This window comes from Streptomyces sp. DG1A-41, from assembly GCF_037055355.1.
Lineage (GTDB): Bacteria > Actinomycetota > Actinomycetes > Streptomycetales > Streptomycetaceae > Streptomyces.
This window is the reverse complement of sequence record NZ_CP146350.1, coordinates 2,370,502-2,387,708: the sequence shown is the minus strand read 5'-3', so window position 1 is coordinate 2,387,708 and position 17,207 is coordinate 2,370,502. Positions and strand designations below refer to the sequence as shown.

At 72.2% G+C, this 17,207-nt stretch carries 13 protein-coding genes and 1 pseudogene; 4 read left to right on the top strand and 10 right to left on the bottom strand.

Features of this window, described 5'->3' with window-relative positions:
- Nucleotides 1-90: 90 nt before the first annotated feature.
- Nucleotides 91-891, bottom strand: a complete 801-nt coding sequence (lipB, locus tag V8690_RS11170; protein WP_338777924.1) for a lipoyl(octanoyl) transferase LipB — start codon at nucleotides 889-891, stop codon at nucleotides 91-93.
- 238 nt (nucleotides 892-1,129) lie between these two features.
- On the opposite strand from lipB, the gene V8690_RS11165 reads away from it, so the two are divergent.
- Nucleotides 1,130-2,602, top strand: coding sequence for a regulator (locus tag V8690_RS11165; RefSeq protein ID WP_338777921.1), 1,473 nt, complete (start codon nucleotides 1,130-1,132; stop codon nucleotides 2,600-2,602).
- An 87-nt stretch (nucleotides 2,603-2,689) separates the two neighbouring features.
- On the opposite strand, the gene V8690_RS11160 is transcribed toward V8690_RS11165, so the two are convergent.
- Together V8690_RS11160 and V8690_RS11155 are read right to left on the bottom strand one after the other, a co-directional pair.
- Nucleotides 2,690-4,096 carry an NAD(P)/FAD-dependent oxidoreductase gene (locus V8690_RS11160; protein ID WP_338777919.1) on the bottom strand — a complete coding sequence of 469 codons (1,407 nt, stop codon included), beginning with the start codon at nucleotides 4,094-4,096 and terminating at the stop codon, nucleotides 2,690-2,692.
- Between the two features lie 192 nt (nucleotides 4,097-4,288).
- Nucleotides 4,289-5,191, bottom strand: a complete 903-nt coding sequence (locus V8690_RS11155; RefSeq protein ID WP_338777918.1) for a TIGR01777 family oxidoreductase — start codon at nucleotides 5,189-5,191, stop codon at nucleotides 4,289-4,291.
- 69 nt (nucleotides 5,192-5,260) lie between these two features.
- On the opposite strand from V8690_RS11155, the gene V8690_RS11150 reads away from it, so the two are divergent.
- Nucleotides 5,261-5,758, top strand: a complete 498-nt coding sequence (locus V8690_RS11150; protein ID WP_338777917.1) for a GNAT family N-acetyltransferase — start codon at nucleotides 5,261-5,263, stop codon at nucleotides 5,756-5,758.
- A gap of 7 nt (nucleotides 5,759-5,765) precedes the next feature.
- On the opposite strand, the gene V8690_RS11145 is transcribed toward V8690_RS11150, so the two are convergent.
- Nucleotides 5,766-6,950: a MarP family serine protease gene (locus V8690_RS11145; RefSeq protein ID WP_338777916.1), complete on the bottom strand. Its 1,185-nt coding sequence runs from the start codon at nucleotides 6,948-6,950 to the stop codon at nucleotides 5,766-5,768.
- 273 nt (nucleotides 6,951-7,223) lie between these two features.
- Between V8690_RS11145 and V8690_RS11140 the strand changes: the two genes are divergently transcribed.
- Entirely contained in the window at nucleotides 7,224-8,072 is an 849-nt protein-coding gene (locus V8690_RS11140; protein ID WP_338777915.1) for a peptidoglycan recognition protein, read from the top strand.
- Nucleotides 8,069-8,293, top strand: coding sequence for a hypothetical protein (locus tag V8690_RS11135; RefSeq protein ID WP_338777913.1), 225 nt, complete (start codon nucleotides 8,069-8,071; stop codon nucleotides 8,291-8,293). Before V8690_RS11140 ends, V8690_RS11135 begins: the two co-directional genes overlap by 4 nt.
- Here the strand turns inward: V8690_RS11135 and V8690_RS11130 are convergent, their stop codons facing one another.
- The 6 genes and pseudogenes from V8690_RS11130 to lpdA all read right to left on the bottom strand — a co-directional run bounded on the left by V8690_RS11130 (nucleotide 8,294) and on the right by lpdA (nucleotide 16,968).
- Nucleotides 8,294-8,812, bottom strand: coding sequence for a DUF4240 domain-containing protein (locus tag V8690_RS11130; protein WP_338785316.1), 519 nt, complete (start codon nucleotides 8,810-8,812; stop codon nucleotides 8,294-8,296). It abuts the gene before it with no gap.
- 56 nt (nucleotides 8,813-8,868) lie between these two features.
- Entirely contained in the window at nucleotides 8,869-9,855 is a 987-nt protein-coding gene (locus V8690_RS11125; RefSeq protein WP_338777911.1) for a WYL domain-containing protein, read from the bottom strand.
- Nucleotides 9,856-9,914: 59 nt separating this feature from the next.
- Nucleotides 9,915-12,617 carry a pyruvate dehydrogenase (acetyl-transferring), homodimeric type gene (aceE, locus tag V8690_RS11120; RefSeq protein WP_338777909.1) on the bottom strand — a complete coding sequence of 901 codons (2,703 nt, stop codon included), beginning with the start codon at nucleotides 12,615-12,617 and terminating at the stop codon, nucleotides 9,915-9,917.
- Between the two features lie 293 nt (nucleotides 12,618-12,910).
- The gene (locus tag V8690_RS11115; protein WP_338777907.1) at nucleotides 12,911-13,534 is read right to left on the bottom strand and encodes a GntR family transcriptional regulator; all 624 of its coding nucleotides are present in this window, start codon (nucleotides 13,532-13,534) and stop codon (nucleotides 12,911-12,913) included.
- 161 nt (nucleotides 13,535-13,695) lie between these two features.
- A pseudogene (sucB, locus tag V8690_RS11110) lies at nucleotides 13,696-15,518 on the bottom strand (2-oxoglutarate dehydrogenase, E2 component, dihydrolipoamide succinyltransferase).
- Nucleotides 15,519-15,579: 61 nt separating this feature from the next.
- Nucleotides 15,580-16,968, bottom strand: coding sequence for a dihydrolipoyl dehydrogenase (gene lpdA / locus V8690_RS11105; RefSeq protein WP_338777905.1), 1,389 nt, complete (start codon nucleotides 16,966-16,968; stop codon nucleotides 15,580-15,582).
- Between the last annotated feature and the right edge of the window lie 239 nt (nucleotides 16,969-17,207).

Here is a 17,207-nt window from a genome sequence, read left to right as displayed (position 1 = left end):
GGCTCCCTAGCGATTGATTCTTCGGCGCCCTCAAGGGTACGCCCGTGGTTTTGAATGCCTGTGCGGGTGCTGGCCCGTCCACGCGCGGATCTATGCCGCAGGCGCCTTCTCGATCTCCCGCGGCTTCAGCTCCGCGTTCTCCAGTACGTCCCTCAGGTGGCGCTCGGCGACCGGCAGTACCTCGGCGATCGTCACGTCGCGGCCCAGTTCGTTCGCCAGGGAGGCGACACCCGCGTCACGGATGCCGCACGGGATGATCCGGTCGAACCACTTGTTGTCCGGGTTCACGTTGAGCGCGAAGCCGTGCATGGTGACGCCCTTGGCCACGCGGATGCCGATCGCGGCGATCTTGCGGTCCTCGCGGCGCTGGCCCGCGTTGGACGGCGCGTACTCCGGGCCGTTCAGGCGCGGGTCGAACTCCTCGTCGTGCAGGCGCGGGTCGAAGTCCAGGGCCAGACCGCCGAGCGCGGGGCGCTGCTCGACCTGGTCGCCCAGGACCCACACCCCGCTGCGGCCCTCGACCCGGGTGGTCTCCAGGCCGAACTCCGCACACGTGCGGATCAGGGCCTCTTCGAGGCGGCGCACGTGCGCCACCACGTCCACCGGGCGCGGGAGCTTCTGGACCGGGTAGCCCACCAGCTGGCCGGGGCCGTGCCAGGTGATCTTTCCGCCGCGGTCCACGTCGATGACCGGTGTGCCGTCGAGGGGCCGCTCGTTGTCCACCGTGCGCCGTCCCGCCGTGTAGACAGGGGGGTGCTCCAGGAGCAGCACGGTGTCGGGGATCTCGTCCGCGAAGCGCGCCGCGTGCACCCGGCGCTGCTCGTCCCACGCCTCCTGGTACTCGACGGCCTCGTCACCGAACCCCATGCGGACGAACCGCAACTCACTCACGGCAAGCGCCTCCCTAGGACGGGTGTGTCAGGCACGTATCGCGCCCCAGCCACTGTACGTCCGGCCCGGACACGTCAGTCCTGGGGCCAATCCTCACACGATCGGATGAATGTCCGGGAAAATATGTGATGGGGTGCTTACTCTCCGCTACATTCGCGCCGTCCAGCAAGCCATAAGGCCTGCTCACAGGCAATCCGGCAGATCACCAACACCGGAAGGCAGGAGACCGCACCGCACCATGACGGAACGACCCGCGCAGCGCACCCCCAACCGACAGCTCGCCGCGCTCATCGCAGAAGCGGGGTTCTCCAACGCGGGTCTCGCCCGTCGCGTGGACCAGCTCGGTCTCGAACACGGGCTCGATCTGAGATACGACAAGACATCCGTCACCCGATGGCTGCGCGGCCAGCAGCCCAGGGGTACCACGCCCGCGCTGATCGCCGAGGTCTTCACCCGGCGCCTGGGCCGGCGCCTGACCGCCCAGGACCTCGGTCTGGACGCCTGCGCGCCCGTCTACGCGGGGCTGGAGTTCGCCGCCACCCCCGAGGAGGCCGTCGACATCGTCAGCGGGCTGTGGCGCAAGGACTCCGGCAGCCACGCCGAGCTGCGCAAGATCGCCTTCACGCCGGCCGGGCTCGTCGTGCCGAGCCGGGACTGGCTGATCGGGCGGGCCGACGAGAAGGTGGCCCGCGGTGAGCCGCCCGCCGCCCGCATCCCGGCGCAGGGCCGCGCCGCCCTGAGGCCCCCGGCCGAGCCGGGCGTGCCGTCCCTGCCCCGCCAGCGCGGGCAGGCCGAACGCGGACCCGGCCAGAAGGTGACCGCCGGGGACATCGCCGCCCTGCGCTCGGTCGGCGAGCTGTTCCGCACCCTCGACGACGCCTACGGCGGCGGTCACGCCCGCCAGGCCCTCGTGCGCTATCTGGAGCACGAGTGCGAGCCCATGCTGCGCGGCACCTACGGCGAGCAGACCGGCCGCCGGCTGTTCGCCGCCGCCGCCGATCTGACCCGGCTCGCGGGCTGGACGTCGTACGACATCGCCGCGCACGGACTCGCCCAGCGCTACTTCGTGCAGGCGCTCCGGCTCGCCCAGGCGGCCGGGGACCGGACGTACGGGGCGTACGTGCTGGTCACCATGAGTCGGCAGGCCGTCTACCTCGGGCACGGGCGGGAAGCGGTGCAGCTCGCGCGCGTGGCGCAGCAGGGCGTCGGCACCTCCGCGCCGCCCGTCGTACAGGCGCTGCTGCACGCCTCCGAGGCACGCGGGCACGGCGTGCTCGGCGAGGTGCGGGCCTGCACGGCCGCACTGGTCCGCGCCGAGCGCGCCCTGGAGACGGCCCGGCCCGGGGACGACGTCCCGCACTGGGCCAAGTTCTTCGACGAGGCGCAGCTGGCCGACGAGTTCGGGCACTGCCACCGGGACCTTCAGCAGTTCCGCGCCGCCGCCCAGCACGCCGAACGCTCACTCCAGCTCCGAGCCCCGTCCTACGCCCGCAGCCGCCTCTTCTGCCGCGTCGTCCTCGCCACCGCCCGCCTGGGCCTCGGCGAACTCGACCAGGCCTGCCAGCTGGCCGCGGAGGCGGCGGGCCAGGCGGCGGAGATGCGTTCGGTGCGGGCGGTGGAGTACGTGAGGGACTTCGAGCGGAGACTGGAGCCGTACAAGGACGCGGCGCCGGTGCGGGGTTACCGCGACAAGGTAGCGGCCTTGGGTTAAGGGTTTCAGGGGCGCGGGGCTGTGTCGATGTGCGGCTCCGCCGCGTGGGCGCGACAAGCCCCGACGCACCCGCACTCGACGGAGCACCTACGCAGCCCGCGGCACAGTCGGCACGGGGTCGGCGACATGCATGGACCGCCCGGCCCCCAGGTCCGCCAGAATCGCCGCCGACGCCCGATGCCCGGAGTGCAGAGCACCCTGAACCGTACTGGTGTCCCGGTGATCCCCGCACACGTACAGCCCCGCAAGCAACCGCACCGGCCGCCGCAGATCATGCGGCGGCCGCATCGCCGGCACGGCCTCCGCCGTGTGATGCACGGCCAATGTCTCCCACCGAGCCGTCGACACCCCGTACAACCGCGCCAGATGCATTCGCACAGCCGTGTCGACATCCCCCGGCGGCCGCCCCAGCACCGTCGAGGACACCAGTGCCCGCCCGGCCGGAGCGCGGGACGGATCGACCCGGCTGACCACAGCCGTGTGCGCGACCGGCCCGCCCAGGTCCGCGTCGAGCAACAGCGACGCCCCTGTCCCCGGCGGCTCGTCGGTCGTGTGGTGCACCACCGTCACCGGATGGAACTCAGGCACCCGCAACCCGGGCAACAGCTCGGCCGCGGCCCGCGCATCCGTCGCCACCAGTACCGCCCGGCAGCGGATCTCGCCGTGCTCGGCGGTCGTCACCGAGGTCGTGGAGACCGAGGTGACGCGCACGCCGGTGTGCACGGTGCCCGCCGGCAGCGTGCTCGCCAGCAGCTCCGGCAGGGCCTCGGCGCCGCCCTCCGGCAGGCACAGCCGGCCGCTCGCGAAGGCGCGCAGCGCGAGGTCCGCGCACCGGCTGGACGTCGTCAGGTCCGGGTCGCACAGCAGCGCGGCGAGCAGCGGACGCAGGAAGCCGTCGATCGTCCGGGCGGGCAGCCCGCGGGCCGCCAGGGCCTCACCGGCGGGCAGCTCCGGGCGGGCCAGCAGCCGTTCGGCCGGTGTGCCCGCCAGCCGGGTCAGGGCGGCACCCAGGCGGGCCTGGTCGACGGCCGTGCCGAGCGGGGCACCGGACCGGCTCCGGGGCACGGAGACCTGCCGGCCGGGCACCGCCACCGGCCTCCTGGGCGGCCTGGGCGCGGACGGCGACCGGGGAGCGCTCGCCAGGGCGCGCACCGCGTGCAGTGCGCCCCGTGCGCCCCCTGCGCCCGCCTGGACGCCGGCGCGATGGTGGCGTCCGTCGCCGTGCAGCAGGACCCCGGGCGCGAAGGGGCGCAGCACGAGCCCGCCGAGGCCGGGTGTCAGCCGTAGTTCCGGGTACGCCGTGGACAGCAACTGGCCGATTCTGTCGAGCCGGAAGCCGTCGATTTTCTCCGTCGCCATGCGGCCGCCGACCCCGTGGGCGGCCTCCAGGACCATGGTCGTCACTCCTGCTCTGGTCAGCCGGTGCGCGGCCGAGAGTCCGGCGACTCCGGCCCCCACGACGACCACGTCCGCCTGGTAAACGGGCTCAAGCACGTGCCCCTCCTCGAGGTTGCGCGGGCGCTGGAGACGTCATGCCCTCAACAGGCCCCAGGGATACGCGAGTTCTGGTCGAGGGTAGGGCCGTGATCGGTCAGGGGGAGTCGCGCACCGACAGGGCACGGTCGCACAGTGGTCGCATACCAAGGCCTTGTGGGCATGAAGTGGTCGTAGAGGCTCCGGGGTCCGTCACAACGCCGCCCGGATCGCCCCCTCGATCTCCGGGAAGGCGAACCGGAACCCCGACTCCAGCAGCCGTGCAGGCAGGACCCGGGCGCTGCCGAGCACATCCCCGGCCATCTCGCCGAGCACGGTCCGCAGTACGGGCGCGGGCACGGCGAACAGCGTCGGGCGGTGCAGCACGCGCCCCATGACCGCCGTGATCTCACGGTTCGTCAGGGGGTTCGGGGCGGTGACGTTGAACGGCCCGGACAGGCCGTCGGTGTCGATGAGATGCCGGATCGCGGCGACCTCGTCGTGCAGCGCGACGAACGACCAGTACTGCCGCCCGTCACCCATCCGCCCGCCGAGACCTGCCTGGAACAGCGGGAACAGCCGCCCCCACGCACCGCCCTCGCGGGACACGACCAGCCCGGTCCGGGTGAACACCGTGCGGACGCCGGCCTCCTGGGCGGGTGCGGCGCCGGCCTCCCACTCCACGCACAGCTCGGGCAGGAAGCCCTCGCCCGCCGGTGCGCTCTCGTCGACGGTCCGGTCCCCGGTCTCGCCGTAGTAGCCGATGGCGCTGCCGTTCACGAAGACCCGCGGCCGGTCCTTCTCGTCCAGCGAGGCGACGGCCCGGGCGAGCGCCGCCGTGCCGTTCACCCTGCTGTCGCGGATCCGCTGCTTGTAGGCGTCCGTCCAGCGGCGGTTGCCGACCCCCGCACCGGCCAGGTTCACCACCGCGTCGCACCCGGCGAGCCCGGCCGCGTCCACGCGCCCGCCCTCGGGGTCCCACCGGACCTCGTCCGCCGCCCTGGGCGTACGGCGCACGAGGCGCACCACCTCGTGACCGTCCGCGGTCAGGGACCGCACCAGGGCGCCGCCGATGAGACCGGACGCACCGGCCACCGCGATTCGTGAGCGTTCCATGGGCCCATCCTGCCTGCCGGCGGTATGAATTCGGCGCACGGCCACAGGCCCTCACCATAGGGTGACGCCATGTCCGAGCTCCGCGAACTCCGCATCCGCACCGCCGTGCCCGACGACGGCGAAGAGCTGGCCCTGCTGGACCGCCTCGCGTGGTCGCGCCTGCACGCGGTGATGCCCCGGCCGCAGCCGCCGTACCCGCCGTTCTTCCCTGACCGGCACGCCCCCGACGACTGCCTGGTCGCCCAACTCGGCGACCGCTTGGCGGGCTACATACGCCTCGGCTTCCCGACGCCGGTCGACTCGAACAGGCACGTCCGCCAGATCCAGGGCCTCGCCGTCGCGGAGGAGGCGCGCGGCCGGGGGGTCGGGCGGGCGCTGGTCCGGGCCGCCGTCGACGAGGCCCGCCGGCGCGGTGCCCGCCGCCTCACCCTGCGCGTCCTCGCCCACAACGCCCCGGCCCGGGGGCTCTACGAGGCCGAGGGATTCGTGGTGGAGGGGATCCTGCCCGAGGAGTTCCTGCTCGACGGGACGTACGTCGACGACGTGCTGATGGGGCGCTCCCTTTGAGCCGGAGCTACGACTCGGCCAGCTCGCCCGTGTCCACCGGTGCCGTCGCGCTCGCCGCGCGCTCGGCGTCGGAGGAGACCTCGGCCGCCGTCAGCACATAGCCCGTCTCGGCGTCCGAGGTGGAGCGGGCGAAGACCACGCCGAAGACCCGGCCGTCCGTGGTGAGGAGGGGGCCGCCGGAGTTGCCGGGGCGGACGGTGGAGCGGATCGAGTAGATCTCGCGCGTGACGGTGTCGTCGTTGTAGATGTTCTGGCCGGTCGCCCGGACCCGGTTCGCGACCGTCGCCGCCTGGAGGTTCAGGTCGCCGTCCTGCGGATAGCCCGCGACGACCGCCGAGTCGCCCCGCTCGGCGTCGTCGTCGAACCGCAGCACGGGCGCCTCGAGCCCCGGCACGTACAGCACGGCCACGTCCTTCTGCGGGTCGAAGAGCACCACCCGCGCCTCGTAGGTCCGCCCGACCCCGCCGATCTGCACCGTCGGCTCGTCGATGCCGGCCACGACGTGGGCGTTGGTCATCACGTGCTCCCGCGCGTACACGAACCCGCTGCCCTCGCGGCCCTGGGTGCCCGCGACGCCCTCGACCTTGACCGTGCTCAGCTTGGCGGCGTTGGTGGCGGCCGCCGTGACGCTGTCGCCTGAGGGCTCGGCGACCTCCGCGGTCGACTCGTTCTCGAACGGGTTGAAGACCTGCGGAAAGCCCGCCTCGGTCAGCGCGGACGTCGCCCGCGAGAACCAGGCCGGTGTGGTGTCCGGCATCGTCCGCTGCACCGCGCCGAGCAGCCGCGAGTCCCGGATCGCCGAGGTGACCAGCGGCGACGAGGACGCGCCCAGGACGCTCGCGGCCACCCACGCCACGATCAGGACCGCGACCGAGTTGGCCACCGCCCCACCGATCCCGTCCGCCACTCTCAGCGGCCCCCGGTCCAGCTCGCGCCGCAGCCTGAGCGCGAGGCGCCCGGCCAGTTCGTGCCCCACCACCGCCGGGAGCAGCACCGTGAACACCGCCGTCACCGTCGCGCCCGTCGTACCCGGCGGCACCAGGTCCATCACCCACGGCAGGATCCACACGCCGACGACCGCACCGCCCACGAAGCCCGCCAGCGACACACAGCCGGCCACCAGCCCGCGCCGGTAGCCGGATGCCGCGTAGGCCAGGACGACCAGCAACAGCAGGATGTCGAGCAGGTCCACCACGCCTTCTTTCTCTCGGAACCCCTTAGTACGTGGGGGAAGGGCTCGTTGATCAGTCACACGCGCGTAAATGATCAGAACCGGCCACGCGCGCGTGCACTCGGAAAAACGTCGCGGACCGTGACGATGGTTCCACCGGGTGGCACATCACACATCGCGGACGGGCCGGATCAGGCCGACAGTGGGATCATGCGTGTCTTCCGAAGACGGCTCTTCCGAAGACGACGGGGTACGCGCAGGCACCGCGGCGCCGGGACACCCGGCATAGCCGGCATGCCACGCGCGACCCGGGTGCTGCTCGGCTGCCTGCCGGGCGTCGCCGCCGTCGTGGCGCTCGTGCTGTGCGCCTACGGCGTCGAGCACGCCGCCGAGACCAGCGCCCGCCCGGCCACGCACCGCCCCGCCGCCACGCCCTACACCGCCCCGCGCCCGCACATCGTGCCGAGGGCGCGGTGGCTGGGCGACGCCGCCCGCAAGCAGCCGCGCCCGCGCTACGACGACCGGGTCCTCGCCGTCTTCGTCCACCACACCGACTCGCCCAACGGCTACGACTGCGCCGACGCGCCCCGCATCCTCAGGGACCTCTACATCGGCCAGACCGGCACCCGCGACTGGGACGACATCGGCTACAACTTCGTCGTCGACCGCTGCGGCACCGTCTACGAGGGCCGCGCCGGCGGCGTCGAGCGGGCCGTCACCGGCGCCCACACCCAGGGCTTCAACCACGGCACCACCGGCATCGCCGCCCTCGGCACCTTCACCGCGGGCATGCCCGTACCCCGGGCGATGACCCACGCCATCGCCGCGCTCTCCGCCTGGAAGCTGGGCCTGACCGGCACCGACCCGCGGGCGAGCGTCCACCTGGTCTCCAGCAACGGCCTGAGCCGGTACGCGGCCGGCACCACCGCGAAGCTGCCCGCCCTCGCCGGCCACAACGACGGCTACATGACCAGCTGCCCGGGCGCCGCCCTGCACGCCAGACTGCCGGAGATCAGACAGCTGGCCGCCCGGTTGCAGGGCCTGGCCCATCCACAGGAAGGCCACAGCCGAAGCGCAGGGTCCTCAGATCCCGGCGCCCTACGGTCGACCCCACAACCAGCCGACCGGAGGTGGGGATCATGAACAGCAGCCGTACGAAGGACCCGGCGGCGCGCACCCGGACCGGGATGTCGCGCGGCCCCTGGGCGGTGCTCTGCGCCGTCGCGACCGTCGTCCTGGGCCCGGCCGCGGCCACCGCGTCCGCCCTCGACCAGGCCAACGCCGCCCCGCTGTACCACGCGGTCAACGCCGACCAGACGCACGCGTACCTCCCGTCCGACACCAGCCGCCGCCGGGTCGCCTGATCAGCCCCTGAAGCGCTCCCACAGCCGGGGATAGCGCTCGGCGAGCAGGTCCTCGTCCTCGAAGTCGATCGGGGCGCCCTCCGGTTCCGGGGGCGCGGGCGGGACCCCCAGGTCGGGGGCGACCGTGCCGGTGAGCTGCTCGTAGGCCTCGTCCGCCGCGTAGCCGAGTTCCTCGCCGTCGCCGTCGATCTCCTCGTCGAAGTCGTCCAGCAGATCGGCGAGCGAGTCCGGGTCGTGCACGGCGCCCTCGAAGACATGGCGGCCCTGGCCGATCAGCCAGCACCGGAAGAAGTCGAAGGCGTCGTCGCTCGCCCCGTCGAGCAGCACCCAGGCGGCGCCCCACAGGTCCCAACGGTAGGCCCGGTTGTAGCGGGATTCGAAGTGCCGGGCGAAGTCCAGGACCGAGTCCGGGTCCAGCTGCGCGAGCCGTTCCACGAGCAGGTCGGCCTGCTCCTCCGGGTCGCCCTCGGCGGCCTCCCGGGCGTCGTCCACCAGCTCCCAGAACTCCGTCTCGTCCATCACGGGTCCAGCATCGGGCCTGGGACACGGGGGCGCACCCGGAGTGCGCGGGATCGTTATACGTCGTCCTGGCGGTGGTACAGCCCGGCCAGCCGCAGCGCGTCCCCGGCGAACCGCTCCCGCAGGCTCCCGGGCGCCAGGACCTCCGCCTCCGGGCCCAGCGCCGTCAGCTGGGCGTGGGCGACCTCCTCGGACTCCACCGGAAGGGCCACCGTCACCCAGCCGTCGTCGTCCGGGGCGTCCGCGTCCGCCAGGGCCTCGCGGGCGGACAGCGAGTCGAGGGCGTACGGCAGCCGGCGCACACCGTCGCGGGACAGCCGCACCACGACCCGCACCCGCAGGATGGACCGCGCGAACTGCTCCGCCCGTTCCTCCCAGAAGGCCGGCAGGTCGAACTCCGGCTCCCGCTCGAAGAGCTCCTCGCCCGTGTCCACCGCCGTGAACCGGTCGATCCGGTACACCCTGAAGGACCCGCCCCCGGCCACCCGAGCGCACAGGTACCAGACACCCGCCTTCAGCACGAGCCCGTACGGCTCCAGCTCCCGGACGACCTCGTCGTCACCGCGCCGGTAGCGCGCGGTGATCCGCCGGTCGTCCCACACCGCGTCGGCGACGGCCGGCAGCAGGGCGGGCGTCTTCGGCTCCTTGAACCAGTTCGGCGCGTCCAGATGGAACCGCTGCGCCGCCGTCCTCGACGCGTCCCGCAGGGAGGGCAGCAGCGCGGCCGACACCTTCAGCCGGGCCGCCGAGGCGGCGTCCTCCAACCCCATCTCGCGCAGCGCCCCCGGCACCCCGGACAAAAACAGCGCCTCGGCCTCGCTGCGGTGCAGCCCGGTCAGCCGCGTACGGTACCCGCCGACCAGCCGGTACCCGCCGGCCCGGCCCCGGTCCGCGTACACCGGCACACCCGCCTCCGACAGCGCCTGGGCGTCCCGGGTGACCGTCCGCTCCGACACCTCCAGCTCACGGGCGAGCTCGGCGGCGGTCATGGAGGGCCGGGACTGGAGCAGCAGCACCATCTTGATGAGCCGGGCAGCGCGCATGCAGCACATCATGCAGGAGGAGGCCCCCGCCGCAGCGGGGGCCTCCTGCCGAACAGCTCCTACAGACCGTACTTCGCGCGCGCTTCCTTCACGGCCGTCGCCTTGACCTCGCCGCGCTTGGCGAGCTGGGCCAGCGCCGCGACGACGATGGACTCGGCGTCCACGCCGAAGTGACGGCGGGCCGCCTCGCGGGTGTCCGAGAGGCCGAAGCCGTCGGCGCCCAGCGAGGACCAGTCCTGCTCGACCCACTGCGCGATCTGGTCAGGGACCTGGCGCATGTAGTCGGAGACCGCCAGCACCGGGCCCTCGGCGCTTTGGAGCGCCTGCCGGACGAACGGCACCCGCTCCTCGCCGCGCAGCAGCGCCTCGTCCGCCTCCAGAGCGTCCCGGCGCAGCTCGCTCCAGGACGTCGCCGACCACACGTCGGCCGCCACGCCCCACTCCTCGGCGAGCAGCGCCTGCGCCTTGAGCGCCCAGTGGATCGCCGTACCGGAGCCGAGCAGCTGGATCCGCGGGGCGTTGGCCGCAGGAGTGATGCCCGCCGACTCCGCCGTGTTGAAGCGGTACAGGCCCTTGACGATGCCCTCGTCGATGCCGTCGACGGACGGCTTCGCGGGCTGCGGCAGCGGCTCGTTGTAGACGGTCAGGTAGTAGAAGACGTTCTGGTCCTCACCCGGGGCCGCCTCGCCGTACATCCGGCGCAGACCGTCCTTGACGATGGCCGCGACCTCGTACGCGAACGCCGGGTCGTACGTCAGCGCCGCCGGGTTGGTCGCGGCGATGACGGGGGAGTGGCCGTCGGCGTGCTGGAGTCCCTCACCGGTCAGCGTCGTACGGCCGGCCGTCGCACCGATGAGGAAGCCGCGGCCGAGCTGGTCGCCGAGCTGCCACATCTGGTCGGCCGTGCGCTGCCAGCCGAACATCGAGTAGAAGATGTAGAACGGGATCATCGTCTCGCCGTGCGTCGCGTACGACGTCGAAGCGGCGATGAAGTCGGCCATCGAACCGGCCTCGGTGATCCCCTCGTTGAGGATCTGGCCGTTTCGGGCCTCCTTGTAGTACATCAGCTGGTCGCGGTCGACCGGCTCGTACGTCTGGCCCTTGGGCGAGTAGATGCCGAGCGACGGGAACAGCGACTCCATGCCGAAGGTACGCGCCTCGTCCGGGACGATCGGCACCCAGCGCTTGCCGGTCTCCTTGTCGCGGACCAGGTCCTTCACCAGGCGGACGAACGCCATGGTGGTGGCCACGTTCTGCGCCCCGGAGCCCTTGTCGAAGGCCGCGAACGCCTTCTCCGCCGGGGCGGGCAGCGGCGCGACCGGGTGGACGCGGCGGGCCGGGGCCGGACCGCCGAGGGCGGCGCGGCGCTCCTGGAGGTAGCGGACCTCGGGAGAGTCGGAGCCCGGGTGGCCGTAGGGCACCACGCCGTCGACGAAGTCGCTGTCCTTGATCGGCAGGCCGAGCAGGTCGCGCATGTTCTTGAACTCGTCCACCGTCAGCTTCTTCATCTGGTGGTTGGCGTTCTTCGACGCGAAGCCCTCGCCGAGGGTGTGGCCCTTGACCGTCTGGGCCAGGATCACGGTCGGCGCGCCCTTGTGCTCGACGGCCGCCTTGTACGCCGCGTACACCTTGCGCGCCTCGTGTCCGCCGCGCGAGAGGTGGAAGCACTCGAGGATCTTGTCGTCGCTCAGCAGCTTCGCCATCTCCGCCAGCGCCGGGTCGGCGCCGAAGAAGTCCTGGCGGATGTAGGCGGCGTCGCGGGTCTGGTACGTCTGGATCTGCGCGTCCGGCACCTGGCGCAGACGGCGTACGAGCGCGCCCGTGGTGTCGAGCTGGAACAGCTCGTCCCAGGCCGTGCCCCACAGCGTCTTGATGACGTTCCAGCCGGCGCCGCGGAACTGGGCCTCCAGCTCCTGCACGATCTTGAAGTTGGCGCGGACCGGGCCGTCGAGGCGCTGGAGGTTGCAGTTGATGACGAACGTGAGGTTGTCCAGCTCCTCACGGGCCGCCAGCGCGAGGGCCGCCGTCGACTCGGGCTCGTCCATCTCGCCGTCACCGAGGAACGCCCACACGTGCGAGGCGGAGGTGTCCTTGATGCCGCGGTTGGTGAGATAGCGGTTGAAGCGCGCCTGGTAGATGGCGGAGAGCGGGCCCAGGCCCATGGAGACGGTCGGGAACTCCCACAGCCAGGGCAGGCGGCGCGGGTGCGGGTAGGAGGGCAGGCCGTTGCCGCCCGACTCGCGGCGGAAGTTGTCGAGCTGCTCCTCGTTCAGACGGCCGTCGAGGAAGGCGCGAGCGTAGATGCCGGGGGAGGCGTGGCCCTGGATGTAGAGCTGGTCGCCGGAGCCGTCGGCCTCTTTGCCCTTGAAGAAGTGGTTGAAGCCGGTCTCGTACAGCCAGGCCGCGGAGGCGAAGGTGGCGATGTGGCCGCCGACGCCGTACTTGCTGCCACGGGTGACCATCGCGGCCGCGTTCCAGCGGTTCCACGCGGTGATCCGCTGCTCCATCGCCTCGTCACCGGGCACGGCCGGCTCGGCGGCGGTGGGGATGGAGTTGACGTAGTCGGTCTCCAGGAGCTTCGGCAGCGCGATGCCGGCGCCCTCGGCGCGCTCCAGCGTGCGGCGCATCAGGTACGCGGCACGATGCGGCCCGGCCGCTTCGGCGACGGCGTCCAGGGAGGCCTGCCATTCGGCGGTCTCCTCCGGGTCCCGGTCCGGGAGCTGGTCGAGCTCGCTCGGCTGGATGGCGTTGGGGTCGGTCATGTCGCCGCCTTCCTCAGTCGAAGGGGGTTCCCTCATCGGTAAGGGTTCGGGGGTGCCCTTTGTCTTTGGCAGGACAGGGCTGGGGCTTGGGTGCTGTAACACCTTGCGGCTCCGCCGCGTGGGCCCGTCGGCGACTCTAACTCGCTGATCGATGATCGATCAAAGGGTTGAGAGGCAAAACCTCTTGATCACGAGAAAGTAGGCACGGGGTGCCTCCGGCGGTGGCACCCGGTGACGGTCCTTCCAGGGGTTTTCGCAGGTGGGAGGCGTTTGAGCGGGGGCACGCTCGGGTGTCACGCCCGGGGCGCGCAGCCCAGGACGTGGTCCTTCACGAGTTCGGCGATTCGGGGGTCGCGGCGCTTGAAGGCGGCGACCAGCTCCTCGTGCTCCTCGGCGTACGACTGCTGCTGGGTGCCCAGCCAGCGGATCGACAGGGCCGTGAACACCTCGATGCCGAGGCCTTCCCAGGTGTGCAGCAGGACGGAGTTGCCGGCCGCGCGGACCAGTTCGCGGTGGAAGGCGACGGTGTGCCGGACCTGGGCGGTGCCGTCGGACATGCGGTCGGCCTCGTACAGGGCGCTGACGTGGGGTTCCAGGGCCGAGCAGTCCTCGGCGAGGGTCTGGGCGGCCAGCTCGGCGGCGATGGCCTCCAGTCCGGCCCGGACCGGGTAGCTCTCCTCCAGGTCGGCGGCGGTCAGGTTCCGCACGCGGACGCCCTTGTTCGGGGCGGACTCGATCAGGCGCAGGGACTCCAGTTCGCGCAGGGCCTCGCGGACCGGGGTCTGGCTGACCTCCAGTTCGGTGGCGATCCGGCGCTCGACGATCCGCTCGCCCGGCTGCCAGCGTCCGCTGATGATCCCCTCCAGGATGTGCTCGCGGATCTGCTCGCGCAGCGAGTGGATGACGGGCGCGGTCATGAAGGCTCCTTAACGGGGTTTGACGTTTAGACAATAAGGCCGGGTCGCTCCGGGGGTGATGTGGGTGGGGGTGCTTTGGTGCAGGTGAGACGAGACTTACAAAAGGCGGTGCCCCCGCCCGGGATATCCGGACGGGGGCACCGTACTGCTGCTCCTGGCAACTACAGCCCGAGCTCGACCTCGAACTCGCCCGCCTCCAGGATGGCCTTGACCGCCGTCAGGTAACGGGCCGCGTCGGCGCCGTCCACCAGGCGGTGGTCGTAGGACAGGGTCAGGTACGTCATGTCGCGGACGCCGATGGCCGTGCCCTCCTCCGTCTCGATGACCGCGGGGCGCTTGACCGTGGCACCGATGCCGAGGATGGCGACCTGGCCCGGCGGCACGATGATCGTGTCGAAGAGCGCGCCGCGCGACCCGGTGTTGCTGATGGTGAAGGTCGCGCCGGACAGCTCGTCCGGGGTGATCTTGTTGGCGCGGACCTTGCCGGCCAGCTCCGCCGTGGCCTTGGCGATACCGGCGAGGTTGAGGTCACCGGCGTTCTTGATGACCGGGGTCATCAGGCCCTTCTCGGAGTCCACCGCGATACCGATGTTCTCGGTGTCGAAGTAGGTGATGGTCCCCTCGGCCTCGTTGATCTTGGCGTTGATGGCCGGGTGGGCCTTCAGCGCCTGGGCCGCGGCCTTGACGAAGAACGGCATCGGGGAGAGCTTGACGCCCTCGCGGGCGGCGAAGGAGTCCTTCGCCCGGCCGCGCAGCTTCATCAGGCGGGTGACGTCGACCTCGACGACCGAGGACAGCTGGGCCTGCTCGTGCAGGGCCTTGACCATGTTGTCGCCGATGACCTTGCGGATCCGCGGCATCTTGATGGTCTGGCCGCGCAGCGGGGACGCCTCCAGCACCGGGGCCTTCTTCGCCGCGGCCGGAGCAGCCGCGGCCGGAGCCGGGGCAGCGGCGGCGGCCTTGGCGGCCTCGGCGGCGGCCATGACGTCCTGCTTGCGGATACGGCCGCCGACGCCGGTGCCCTTGACGGCGCCCAGGTCGACGCCGTGCTCGGCGGCGAGCTTGCGCACCAGCGGGGTGACGTAGGCGCCCTCGTCGGTCGGCTTGGCGGCGGCCGGGGCGGCCGGTGCCTGGGCCGGAGCCGGGGCGGGAGCAGGCGCGGCCGGGCCGGCTCGGGAGCCGGGGTGACCTGCTGCTGCGGAGCCGGTGCCGACGGAGCCTGGGGGGCCGGTGCCGACGGAGCCTTGGGGGCCGGAGCCGGGGCCTGGGGGGCCTGGGCGGGCTGCGCCGGAGCCGGGGTGGGCTCGGGCTGGGCCGGGGCGGCCGGGGCCTCCTGCGCGGGGGCGGCGGCCGGAGCGGCACCCGCCTCTCCGATGACGGCGAGCTTGGCGCCGACCTCGGCGGTCTCGTCCTCGCCGACCACGATCTCCAGCAGCGTGCCCGAAGCGGGAGCCGGGATCTCGGTGTCGACCTTGTCGGTGGAGACCTCGAGCAGCGGCTCGTCGGCCTCGACGCTGTCACCGACCGACTTCAGCCAGCGGGTGACGGTGCCCTCGGTGACGGACTCGCCGAGCGCGGGCAGGACCACGTCCGTGCCCTCGGCGGAGCCGCCGCCGGCGGCGGCGTCGGCGGTGGGAGCGGGCGCCGGAGCGGCCTGCTCGGTGGACGGGGCGGCCGGGGCCGGCTCGGGAGCGGGCTCGGCGACCTGCTCGGCGGCCGGGGCCGGGGCGGCAGCGGGTGCGCCCGTGCCGTCGTCGATCACGGCCAGCTCGGCACCGACCTCGACCGTCTCGTCCTCGGCGACCTTGATGGAGGCCAGGACGCCGGCGGCGGGGGAGGGGATCTCGGTGTCGACCTTGTCGGTGGAGACCTCGAGCAGCGGCTCGTCGGCCTCGACGCGCTCACCCTCGGCCTTCAGCCAGCGGGTGACAGTGCCCTCGGTGACGCTCTCGCCGAGCGCCGGAAGGGTTACGGAAACCGCCATGGTTTCGGTTGCTCCTTACGGAAAGTGCGGAAGTCTGTCGTCGCGTTCGTCGACCGAGGGGTCAGTCGTGCGCGTGGAGCGGCTTGCCGGCCAGGGCCAGGTGGGCCTCGCCGAGCGCCTCGTTCTGCGTCGGGTGGGCGTGGATGAGCTGCGCGACCTCTGCGGGCAGCGCCTCCCAGTTGTAGATCAGCTGGGCTTCGCCGACCTGCTCGCCCATGCGGTCGCCGACCATGTGGACGCCGACGACGGCACCGTCCTTGACCTGGACGAGCTTGATCTCGCCCGCGGTGCCCAGGATCTTGCTCCTGCCGTTGCCCGCGAGGTTGTACTTCAGAGCGACGACCTTGTCCGCGCCGTAGACCTCCTTGGCCTTGGCCTCGGTGATACCGACGGAGGCGACCTCCGGGTGGCAGTACGTCACCCGCGGGACACCGTCGTAGTCGATCGGGACGGTCTTCAGGCCGGCCAGACGCTCCGCCACCAGGATGCCCTCGGCGAAGCCGACGTGCGCGAGCTGGAGGGTCGGGACGAGGTCACCGACGGCGGAGATGGTCGGCACGTTGGTGCGCATGTACTCGTCGACCAGGACGTAGCCGCGGTCCATGGCGACGCCGGCCTCCTCGTAGCCCAGGCCCTGGGAGACCGGGCCGCGGCCGATGGCGACCAGCAGGACCTCGGCCTCGAACTCCTTGCCGTCGGCGAGGGTGACCTTGACGCCGTCCTGGGTGTACTCGGCCTTCTCGAAGAAGGTGCCCAGGTTGAACTTGATGCCGCGCTTGCGGAACGCGCGCTCCAGGAGCTTGGAGGAGTTCTCGTCCTCGACCGGGACGAGGTGCTTCAGGCCCTCGACGATCGTGACCTCGGTGCCGAAGGACTTCCACGCGGAGGCGAACTCGACGCCGATGACACCGCCGCCCAGGATGATCGCGGACTTCGGCACGCGGTCCAGGACGAGAGCGTGGTCGGAGGAGATGATCCGGTCGCCGTCGATCTCCAGGCCGGGCAGCGACTTCGGCACGGAGCCGGTCGCGAGCAGGACGTGACGGCCCTCGACGCGGCGGCCGTTCACGTCGACGGAGGTGGGGGAGGACAGCCGGCCCTCACCCTCGATGTAGGTCACCTTGCGGGAGGCGACGAGCCCCTGCAGGCCCTTGTACAGGCCGGCGACGACGCCGTCCTTGTACTTGTGGACCCCGGCGATGTCGATGCCCTCGAGAGTGGCCTTCACACCGAACTGCTCGCTCTCGCGGGCCTGGTCGGCGATCTCGCCCGCGTGCAACAGGGCCTTGGTGGGGATGCATCCTCGGTGCAGGCAGGTGCCGCCGACCTTGTCCTTCTCGATCAGGGCGACGTCCAGGCCCAGCTGCGCCCCGCGCAGGGCCGCGGCGTAACCACCGCTGCCACCGCCGAGGATCACTAGGTCGAAAACGGTGCTGGCGTCGTTCGCCACGTCACGTCCTCCATGCATGTGCGCCGTACGCCGGTCTTCACTGACCGGCAGGCGGCTGGTGTCCGGCCGCTCGTTCTTCGGCCCTTCGGTGGGGCCCTGTCCTGCCGAGCCCCATCTTCGCACTTGTCAGCACAGAAGGAGACGCCGGGCTGCTGTGTGAGACGCCCCACGTTGTGACCAGGGGCGCGGGGAACTGCGCGAACAACCCCCACGCCCCCGCACTCGCCACACAACCGGCG

Coding starts and splice junctions, on each gene's coding strand:
- V8690_RS11135 (WP_338777913.1), top strand. CDS start 8,069: ATGAACAGCAGCCGTACGAAGGACCCGGCGGCGCGCACCCGGACCGGG.
- V8690_RS11165 (WP_338777921.1), top strand. CDS start 1,130: ATGACGGAACGACCCGCGCAGCGCACCCCCAACCGACAGCTCGCCGCG.
- V8690_RS11125 (WP_338777911.1), bottom strand. CDS start 9,855: ATGCGCGCTGCCCGGCTCATCAAGATGGTGCTGCTGCTCCAGTCCCGG.
- V8690_RS11140 (WP_338777915.1), top strand. CDS start 7,224: ATGCCACGCGCGACCCGGGTGCTGCTCGGCTGCCTGCCGGGCGTCGCC.
- aceE (WP_338777909.1), bottom strand. CDS start 12,617: ATGACCGACCCCAACGCCATCCAGCCGAGCGAGCTCGACCAGCTCCCG.
- V8690_RS11150 (WP_338777917.1), top strand. CDS start 5,261: ATGTCCGAGCTCCGCGAACTCCGCATCCGCACCGCCGTGCCCGACGAC.
- V8690_RS11115 (WP_338777907.1), bottom strand. CDS start 13,534: ATGACCGCGCCCGTCATCCACTCGCTGCGCGAGCAGATCCGCGAGCAC.
- V8690_RS11130 (WP_338785316.1), bottom strand. CDS start 8,812: ATGGACGAGACGGAGTTCTGGGAGCTGGTGGACGACGCCCGGGAGGCC.
- V8690_RS11155 (WP_338777918.1), bottom strand. CDS start 5,191: ATGGAACGCTCACGAATCGCGGTGGCCGGTGCGTCCGGTCTCATCGGC.